Here is an 8,837-nt window from a genome sequence, read left to right on the forward strand (position 1 = left end):
GCGACGCGCGGACCCGCGACGTACAAGACCACGACGACCCAGCCGACCAAGGAGATGCAGTGAGCGTCACGGCAGCAGGCGGATTCACGGCGGCGGGCATCACCGCCGGGATCAAGGACAGCGGCACCCCGGACCTGGCCCTCGTGGTCAACACCGGCCCGCGCCGCGCCGCCGCCGGCGTCTTCACCTCCAACCGCGTCAAGGCCGCCCCCGTCCTCTGGTCGGAGCAGGTCGTCAAGGGCGGTCAGATCTCCGCCGTCGTCCTCAACTCCGGTGGCGCCAACGCCTGTACGGGCCCCAAGGGCTTCCAGGACACCCACGCCACCGCCGAGAAGGTCGCCGAGGTGCTGAACTCCACGGCCCCCGGCGGGCCGGAAGACAGCCACAGCTCCGGCGAGATCGCCGTCGCCTCCACCGGGCTCATCGGTATCAACCTCCCGATGGACAAGCTGCTGCCCGGTATCGAGAAGGCCGCCGCCGAACTCTCCGCGCACGGCGGCGAGAAGGCCGCCATCGCCATCAAGACCACCGACAGCGTGCACAAGACGGCCGTCGCGGCCGGCGACGGCTGGACCGTCGGCGGGATGGCCAAGGGCGCGGGCATGCTCGCCCCCGGCCTCGCCACCATGCTCGTCGTGCTCACCACCGACGCCGACGTCGAGGCCCCCGCCCTCGACTCGGCCCTGCGCGCCGCCACCCGCACCACCTTCGACCGGGTCGACTCCGACGGCTGCATGTCCACCAACGACACCGTGCTGCTGCTCGCCTCCGGAGCCTCCCGAGTGACGCCCGGGTACGAGGAGTTCGCGGAAGCCGTCCGTACGGTCTGCGACGACCTCGGCCGCCAGCTCATCGGCGACGCCGAAGGCGCCAGCAAGGACATCCGCGTCGAGGTGATCAACGCGGCGACCGAGGACGACGCCGTCGAGGTGGGCCGCTCCATCGCCCGTAACAACCTCCTCAAGTGCGCACTGCACGGCGAGGACCCCAACTGGGGCCGGGTGCTCTCCGCCATCGGCACGACCTCCGCCGCCTTCGACCCCGACCGGCTCAACGTCGCCATCAACGACATCTGGGTCTGCAGGAACGGCTCCGTCGGCGAGGACCGCGACCTCGTCGACATGCGCTTCCGCGAGGTCCGGATCACCGCCGATCTCGCCGCAGGCACCGAGTCGGCCGTCATCTGGACCAACGACCTGACCGCCGACTACGTCCACGAGAACAGCGCGTACAGCTCATGAGCGCCCGCAAGCACACCGCGCTGCCCAAGGCGCAGATCCTCATCGAGGCGCTGCCCTGGCTGACCCGCCACAACGGCAAGATCGTCGTCATCAAGTTCGGCGGCAACGCCATGGTGGACGAGGACCTCAAGGCCGCCTTCGCCCAGGACGTCGTCTTCCTGCGCCAGGCCGGCCTCAAGCCGGTCGTCGTGCACGGCGGCGGCCCCCAGATCAGCGCGCAGCTCGACCGGCACGGGCTGGTCAGCGAGTTCAAGGCCGGGCTGCGCGTCACCACACCCGAGGCGATGGACGTCGTACGGATGGTGCTCGCCGGGCAGGTCCAGCGCGAGCTGGTCGGGCTGCTCAACCAGCACGGCCCGCTCGCCGTCGGCATGACCGGCGAGGACGCGCACACCATCTCCGCGACCCGGCACCGGCCGCGTATCGACGGCGAGTTGGTCGACATCGGCCGCGTCGGCGAGATCACCGCGATCGACCCGGGCGCCATCGAGGCGCTGCTCGCCGACGGCCGTATCCCGGTCATCTCCTCGATCGCGCGCAGCGCCGACGACGGACACGTCTACAACGTCAACGCCGACACCGCCGCCGCCGCGCTCGCCGCGGCGCTCGGTGCCGAGACGCTGATGGTCCTCACCGATGTCGAGGGACTGTACGAGGACTGGCCGAACAACGACGACGTGATCAGCAGGCTCACGGCGACCGAGCTGGAAAAGCTGCTGCCCGAGCTGTCCAGCGGCATGGTGCCGAAGATGGAGGGCTGTCTGTTCGCCGTACGCAACGGGGTCAACACCGCCCGCGTGCTCGACGGCCGCGTACAGCACTCGATCCTGCTGGAGATCTTCACCGACGAGGGCATCGGCACGATGGTCGTCCCTGACGGCCGGGAGAACACGACCGAAGGGGGAGCGTCATGACCGACGAGAGCGACAGCAACCAGGAGTTCACGCGGCGCTGGCAGCACGTGATGGCCGACAACTACGGCACCCCGAAGCTCTCCCTCGTACGCGGCGCGGGCGCCACCGTCTGGGACGCCGACGGCACCGCGTACACCGACTTCGTCGCCGGTATCGCCGTGAACGCCCTCGGCCACGCGCACCCCGCCGTGATCGACGCGGTCTCCCGGCAGATCGCCTCCCTCGGGCATGTGTCGAACCTGTACGCCGCCGGCCCGCCCCTGGCCCTCGCCGAACGGCTCATCGACCTCGCCGACCGCCCCGGCCGTGTCTTCTTCTGCAACTCCGGCGCCGAGGCGAACGAAGCCGCGTTCAAGATCGGCCGGCTCACCGGCCGCGGCCATATGGTCGCCACCGACGGCGGCTTCCACGGCCGCACGATGGGCGCGCTCGCGCTCACCGGACAGCCGGCCAAGCGGGAGCCCTTCCTGCCGCTGCCCGGCGAGGTCACGCATGTGCCGTACGGCGACGTCGACGCGCTCAGGGCCGCCGTCACCGAGGAGACCGCGCTGCTGATCATCGAGCCGATCCAGGGCGAGAACGGCGTGGTCGTCCCGCCCAGGGGCTATCTCGAAGCGGCCAGGGAGATCACCCGCGCGACCGGCACCCTGCTGGTGCTGGACGAGGTCCAGACGGGGATCGGGCGGACCGGACACTGGTTCGAGTACCAGGCCCACCAGAGTGTCGAGCCCGACATCGTCACCCTCGCCAAGGGTCTCGGCGGCGGCCTGCCGCTCGCCGCGACGCTGGCGTTCGGCCCGGCGGCGGACCTGCTCAAGCCCGGTCAGCACGGTACGACCTTCGGTGGCAACCCCGTCGCCTGCGCCGCCGGACTCGCGGTCCTGGACACGCTCGGCGCAGACGGCGCGCTCGACACGGTGAAGCGGCTGGGGGAGAAGCTCCGGGACGGAATCGAGGCGCTCGGACACCCGCTGGTCTCCCATGTCCGTGGCGCGGGGCTGCTGCTGGGTATCGTGCTCACCGAGTCGCTGGCGCCACAGGTGCAGCAGGCGGCTCAGGATGCCGGTCTCCTGGTGAACGCGCCCGCTCCCGATGTCGTACGGCTCATGCCTCCGCTGATCATCGGCGACGACGATGTGGAAACGTTCCTCCGGGCCCTGCCCGGCATCCTCGACACCGCCCACGGGACCAACGGGGACGGACGAACCGGGGAATGAGACGACGATGACCGAGGCGCAGGCACCCGAGCACAACGGGATCGACACGGACGGCGGGAGCGCCGGCGGGAACGGCGCGGCCGAGCACATCGGCCCCTCCGTCCCGCAGACGCGCACGGCGCGCCACCGCCGGATCGTGGACATCCTCAACCGGCAGCCGGTCCGCAGCCAGAGCCAGCTCGCCAAGCTCCTCGCCGACGACGGTCTGAACGTCACCCAGGCGACGCTCTCCCGCGACCTGGACGAGCTGGGCGCCGTGAAGATCCGCAACACCGGCGGTGAGCTGATCTACGCCGTCCCCAGCGAGGGCGGCTACCGCACCCCGCACGCCCCGCTCGGCGAGTCGGCGAAGGAGGAGCGGATGCGGCGTCTCTCCGGCGAACTGCTCATCTCCGCCGAGGCTTCCGCCAACCTCGTGGTGCTCCGTACGCCGCCCGGCGCCGCCCAGTTCCTCGCCTCGGCCATCGACCAGGCCGAACTCCGGCCCATCCTCGGCACCATCGCCGGTGACGACACGCTGCTGCTGATCAGCCGCGACCCGGCGGGCGGTCAGGCGCTCGCGGACCACCTGCTGCGGCTGGCCCAGAAGGACAGCTGACACCTCCTGGCCCCCGGCGCGGGTCAATAGTCGGTGATGGCCGTACGCCCCGAGGCCGTGCCCACCGCGATGTGCGGTGAGCGGCCGGGGTCGGCCCACGCCAGGATGCGGCTCATCGCGTCGTCCGGCACGGAGACACAACCGGCCGTCGCGCCCTTGCCGTTGACATGCAGGAAGATCCCGGCGCCCCGGCCGCGCACGGGCCGGTCGTAGTTGAAGCCGATGACCAGGGCCCGGGCGTACTGCGCCCCGTACTCGGTCAGATGCTCGGCCTCCGCCGCACGGCAGTCGGCAGGCAGGCCCTCGACCCAGCGGTTGTACGCGCGCGAGTCGTTGTCCTGGCACCACCAGGACCGGTCGGTCACGGGGCGGTACGCGAAACGGGCCCCCGCCGGGGCGGGCCGGATGCCGAAGGCGTACGGCAGGTCGTACAGCCCCGTCGGTGTGGTCGACGTGCCCTGCTCACGCTCCGTGCCCCGGACCAGCCCGCCGGCCCCGAACCGCGCGTCCGCCGACCCGGCCGCCACCCAGCGGTCCCCGCGCCGGTCCCACCAGGTGACGCGGCCCGTGGTCGCGCCGGTGCTCGCGGCCTCGGCGGTGATCAGCTGACTGCCGCCGCCGGTGTCGGCCATCCGTTCCGGCAGGGGGACGGAGGTGTCGGCGGGCGCGACGGGACCGGCCGCGACCGTGGCGACGACGGCGAGGACGACGGAGCCGAGCGAGAGAAGGGTGCGCATGCTCGGACCGTATGCCGGTCACCGGGTGACGGCCTCTCAGGTCCGGTCTCCGCCAGGCGCGGAGACGGCCTCTCAGGTCCGGGCGCCGCCAGGCGCGCCGGGCGAGATTCGTCAGACACGGCCTAAGCCGAACGGGCGACGTCGGCGGGCCGGTCCGTGCGGGCGGGCAGCGGCAGCGGGAGCGCGGGCAGCCCGTCCAGGCTCACGCCCACGTGCTCCTTCTTCTCGCAGTACGCCGCGAACTCGTCGTCCGACTTCCGGGCGAAGTGCTGGGCGTGCTGGGTGCGCTCCTCCCGGTACTCCATGAAGGGGACGGCGAACCCGCACGAGTCGCTGATCCGTACCGCGCCGACCACGATGATCGCCCGCGCGCTCGGCCCGTCCGCGTCTCCGAAGCGCCCGATGTACTCACCCCAGCGCGGGTCGTCCCGGAACACCGGCTCCCCGCGCCCGTGCACCCGCAGGATCTTCGGCGGGCCGTCGAACGCGCACCACATCAGGGTGATGCGGCCGTTCTCGCGCAGATGCGCGATGGTCTCCGCGCCGCTGCCGCCGAAGTCGAGATACGCGAGCGTCGACTCGTCCAGCACGACGAGGGTGCCGGAGCGGCCCTTGGGTGAGACATTGACATGACCGTCGTCGGCGCGCGGGGCCGTCGCGGTGAAGAAGACGGGCTGTTCCTCGATGAACGTACGGATGCGGCCGTCGATTCGTTCGTAGAGCTTTCCCATGGCACCCATTGTCGGCGCCGGCGATCGCGCGCGTCGAGACGATTCCGAGGGGCGGGACGAGGGACGGGACGAGGGGCGGGGAAAGAGGCGGGACGACGTACGGGACGAGGGACGGGACACGCATGACCGAGAAGAAGCAGGCGCACGAGGTACGGGTCCGACGGGTCTACGAGGCGGCCGGGCCGGACGACGGGACGCGGCTGCTGGTCGACCGGCTCTGGCCGCGCGGGCTCGCCAAGACCGACGCCGTGTTCGACGACTGGCTGAAGGACGCGGCCCCCTCGGCCGAGCTGCGGAAGTGGTACGGGCACGATCCGGCGAGGTACGCGGAGTTCGCCGACCGCTACCGCGCCGAGCTGGCGGAGCCGGGCTCGGCCGCCGAGGACGCCCTCGAACGCCTCAGGACACTGGCCGCCGAGGGCACGCTCACCCTGCTCACGGCCACCAAGGACCTGCCCCACAGCCACCCCCTGGTGCTGGCGGCGGAGGTCACGGAGAGTGCCGGAGGGGCCACCCGGGGACCGCGTTGACAAAACATACGGTGCACTGCATAGTTATACCCATCAGCGTATGCACCGTAAGGAGAAACCCGTGACCGAGCGCGTCGTACTCGCCTACTCGGGAGGCCTGGACACCTCCGTCGCCATCGGCTGGATCGCCGAGGAGACGGGCGCCGAGGTCATCGCCGTCGCCGTGGACGTCGGTCAGGGCGGCGAGGACCTGGACGTCATCCGCAAGCGCGCGCTCGCCTGCGGTGCCGTCGAGGCCGAGGTCGCCGACGCCAAGGACGAGTTCGCCGAGGAGTACTGCCTCCCGGCGATCAAGGCCAACGCGCTCTACATGGACCGCTACCCGCTGGTCTCGGCGATCTCCCGGCCGGCGATCGTCAAGCACCTCGTGGCCGCCGCCAAGAAGCACGGCGCCGACACCGTCGCCCACGGCTGCACCGGCAAGGGCAACGACCAGGTCCGCTTCGAGGCCGGCATCGTCGCCCTCGCCCCCGAGCTCAAGTGCATCGCCCCGGTCCGCGACTACGCGATGACCCGGGACAAGGCGATCGCCTTCTGCGAGGAGAAGAACCTCCCGATCGCGACCACCAAGAAGTCCCCGTACTCCATCGACCAGAACGTCTTCGGACGGGCCGTCGAGACGGGCTTCCTGGAGGACATCTGGAACGGTCCGATCGAGGACATCTACGAGTACACCTCCAACCCGGCGGAGCACCGCGACGCCGACGAGGTCGTCATCTCCTTCAAGGAGGGCGTCCCGGTCGCCATCGACGGCAAGCCGGTCTCGGTCCTCCAGGCGATCCAGCAGCTCAACGAGCGGGCGGGCGGCCAGGGCATCGGCCGGATCGACATGGTCGAGGACCGGCTCGTGGGCATCAAGTCCCGTGAGGTGTACGAGGCCCCGGGCGCGATCGCGCTGATCACCGCCCACCAGGAGCTGGAGAACGTCACCGTCGAGCGCGAACTGGCCCGCTACAAGCGGCAGGTCGAGCAGCGGTGGGGCGAGATGGTCTACGACGGTCTCTGGTTCTCCCCGCTGAAGCGGGCCCTGGACGGGTTCATCAACGAGGCCAACCAGCACGTCACCGGCGACATCCGGATGACGCTGCACGGCGGCCGTGCCGTCGTCACCGGCCGGCGCTCGGAGGAGTCGCTGTACGACTTCAACCTGGCGACGTACGACTCGGGCGACACGTTCGACCAGTCCAAGGCGCAGGGCTTCATCGAGCTGTTCGGCCTCTCGGCGAAGATCGCGGCGAAGCGCGACCAGGCGTAGCGCGACCGGGCGTAGCGCGGCCGGGCCCGAGCGCAGCGGCTGGATCGGCCCGCCCGGTGTTCGAGGACCGGGCTCCGGGGCGGAGCCCCGATTTCGGGAAGGGGCGGGGTAGGGGAGAGAATCCCTCACCCCGCCCATCAGTGTGACCGCACGCAAGGAGCAACCCAGCAGTGAGCAGCAACACCGGTGACGTCCGGCTCTGGGGCGGCCGTTTCGCCGACGGCCCCGCCGAGGCCCTGGCCAAGCTGTCGGCGTCCGTGCACTTCGACTGGCGCCTCGCGCCGTACGACATCGCGGGCTCCCGCGCGCACGCGCGCGTGCTCAACAAGGCCGGCCTCCTCGACGAGGAGGAGCTGGACCGGATGCTCGCCGGGCTCGACCGCCTGGCGGCGGCCGTCGCCGACGGCTCCTTCACCGGGACCGTCGCCGACGAGGACGTCCACACCGCCCTGGAACGCGGCCTCCTCGAACAGCTCGGCGCGGACCTCGGCGGCAAGCTGCGCGCCGGCCGGTCCCGCAACGACCAGGTCGCCACCCTCTTCAAGATGTATCTGCGGGACCACGCGCGGATCATCGGCGGTCTGATCGCCGAACTCCAGGACGCGCTCGTCGGGCTCGCCGAGGCGCACCCGGACGTGGCGATGCCGGGCCGTACGCATCTCCAGCACGCCCAGCCGGTGCTCTTCGCCCACCATGTGCTGGCGCACGTGCAGTCCCTGTCGCGGGACGCGGAGCGGCTGCGGCAGTGGGACGAGCGGACGGCGGTCTCGCCGTACGGCTCCGGCGCGCTGGCCGGGTCGTCGCTGGGTCTCGACCCGGAGGCGGTCGCCGCGGACCTCGGCTTCGAGCACGGCTCGGCCGCCAACTCGATCGACGGCACGGCCGCCCGGGACTTCGCCGCCGAGTTCGCCTTCATCACCGCGATGATCGGCGTGAATCTCTCGCGGATCGCCGAAGAGGTCATCATCTGGAACACGAAGGAGTTCTCCTTCGTCACGCTGCACGACGCGTTCTCCACCGGCTCGTCGATCATGCCGCAGAAGAAGAACCCGGACATCGCCGAGCTGGCGCGCGGCAAGTCGGGCCGGCTGATCGGCAATCTGACGGGGCTGCTGGCCACGCTCAAGGCGCTGCCGCTCGCGTACAACCGCGATCTCCAGGAGGACAAGGAGCCGGTCTTCGACTCCTGCGACCAACTGGAGGTCCTGCTCCCGGCGTTCACCGGCATGATGGCGACGCTGACGGTCAACCGGGAGCGGATGGCGGAGCTGGCCCCCGCCGGGTTCTCGCTCGCCACCGACATCGCCGAGTGGCTGGTCAGGCAGGGTGTGCCGTTCCGGGTCGCGCACGAGGTCGCGGGGGAGTGCGTCAAGGTCTGCGAGAAGCAGGGGATCGAGCTGGCCGAGCTGACGGACGAGCAGTTCGCCGGGATCTCCGAGCATCTGACGCCGGAGGTCCGTACGGTCCTCAATGTCTCCGGCGCGCTGGCGTCCCGTGACGGGCGCGGCGGTACGGCGCCTTCGGCGGTCGCCGTCCAGCTCGCCGAGGTCAAGACGGACCTGGCGCTCCAGCACGCGTGGGCGACGGCGAAGAAGTAGCCGCGACAAGAAGCGC

9 protein-coding genes are annotated in these 8,837 nt (G+C 71.1%); 7 read left to right on the forward strand and 2 right to left on the reverse strand.

Features of this window, described 5'->3' with window-relative positions; translation table 11 throughout:
* Positions 1–59 precede the first annotated feature (59 nt).
* The 4 genes from argJ to ACFUN8_RS25405 are packed head-to-tail and all read left to right on the forward strand — an operon-like array spanning position 60 to position 3,970.
* A complete protein-coding gene (gene argJ / locus ACFUN8_RS25390; protein ID WP_383641847.1) occupies positions 60–1,241 on the forward strand; it encodes a bifunctional glutamate N-acetyltransferase/amino-acid acetyltransferase ArgJ in 1,182 nt (393 codons plus the stop codon).
* A complete protein-coding gene (gene argB, locus ACFUN8_RS25395) occupies positions 1,238–2,155 on the forward strand; it encodes an acetylglutamate kinase (protein ID WP_383641850.1) in 918 nt (305 codons plus the stop codon). The genes argJ and argB overlap by 4 nt, the downstream gene beginning before the upstream one ends.
* Positions 2,152–3,372, forward strand: coding sequence for an acetylornithine transaminase (locus ACFUN8_RS25400; RefSeq protein WP_383641853.1), 1,221 nt, complete (start codon positions 2,152–2,154; stop codon positions 3,370–3,372). The genes argB and ACFUN8_RS25400 overlap by 4 nt, the downstream gene beginning before the upstream one ends.
* A gap of 7 nt (positions 3,373–3,379) precedes the next feature.
* Positions 3,380–3,970: an arginine repressor gene (locus ACFUN8_RS25405; RefSeq protein WP_383641856.1), complete on the forward strand. Its 591-nt coding sequence runs from the start codon at positions 3,380–3,382 to the stop codon at positions 3,968–3,970.
* A gap of 23 nt (positions 3,971–3,993) precedes the next feature.
* Here ACFUN8_RS25405 and ACFUN8_RS25410 read toward each other — a convergent pair whose 3' ends face one another.
* Together ACFUN8_RS25410 and ACFUN8_RS25415 are read right to left on the reverse strand one after the other, a co-directional pair.
* On the reverse strand, positions 3,994–4,707 hold the full coding sequence (locus tag ACFUN8_RS25410; protein WP_383641858.1) for a L,D-transpeptidase: 714 nt from the start codon (positions 4,705–4,707) through the stop codon (positions 3,994–3,996).
* Positions 4,708–4,829: 122 nt separating this feature from the next.
* Positions 4,830–5,438, reverse strand: coding sequence for a pyridoxamine 5'-phosphate oxidase family protein (locus ACFUN8_RS25415; protein ID WP_383641861.1), 609 nt, complete (start codon positions 5,436–5,438; stop codon positions 4,830–4,832).
* A 122-nt stretch (positions 5,439–5,560) separates the two neighbouring features.
* Here ACFUN8_RS25415 and ACFUN8_RS25420 point away from each other — a divergent pair, with 122 nt between their 5' ends.
* The 3 genes from ACFUN8_RS25420 to argH all read left to right on the forward strand — a co-directional run bounded on the left by ACFUN8_RS25420 (position 5,561) and on the right by argH (position 8,821).
* Positions 5,561–5,968, forward strand: a complete 408-nt coding sequence (locus ACFUN8_RS25420) for a DUF488 domain-containing protein (protein ID WP_383641864.1) — start codon at positions 5,561–5,563, stop codon at positions 5,966–5,968.
* 61 nt (positions 5,969–6,029) lie between these two features.
* Positions 6,030–7,223: an argininosuccinate synthase gene (locus tag ACFUN8_RS25425; protein WP_382571057.1), complete on the forward strand. Its 1,194-nt coding sequence runs from the start codon at positions 6,030–6,032 to the stop codon at positions 7,221–7,223.
* A gap of 170 nt (positions 7,224–7,393) precedes the next feature.
* Positions 7,394–8,821 (forward strand): argininosuccinate lyase, encoded by a 1,428-nt coding sequence (argH, locus tag ACFUN8_RS25430; protein WP_383641867.1) that lies wholly within the window; start codon positions 7,394–7,396, stop codon positions 8,819–8,821.
* Positions 8,822–8,837: the final 16 nt, after the last annotated feature.

Source organism: Streptomyces sp. NPDC057307 (genome assembly GCF_042667665.1).
GTDB lineage: Bacteria > Actinomycetota > Actinomycetes > Streptomycetales > Streptomycetaceae > Streptomyces.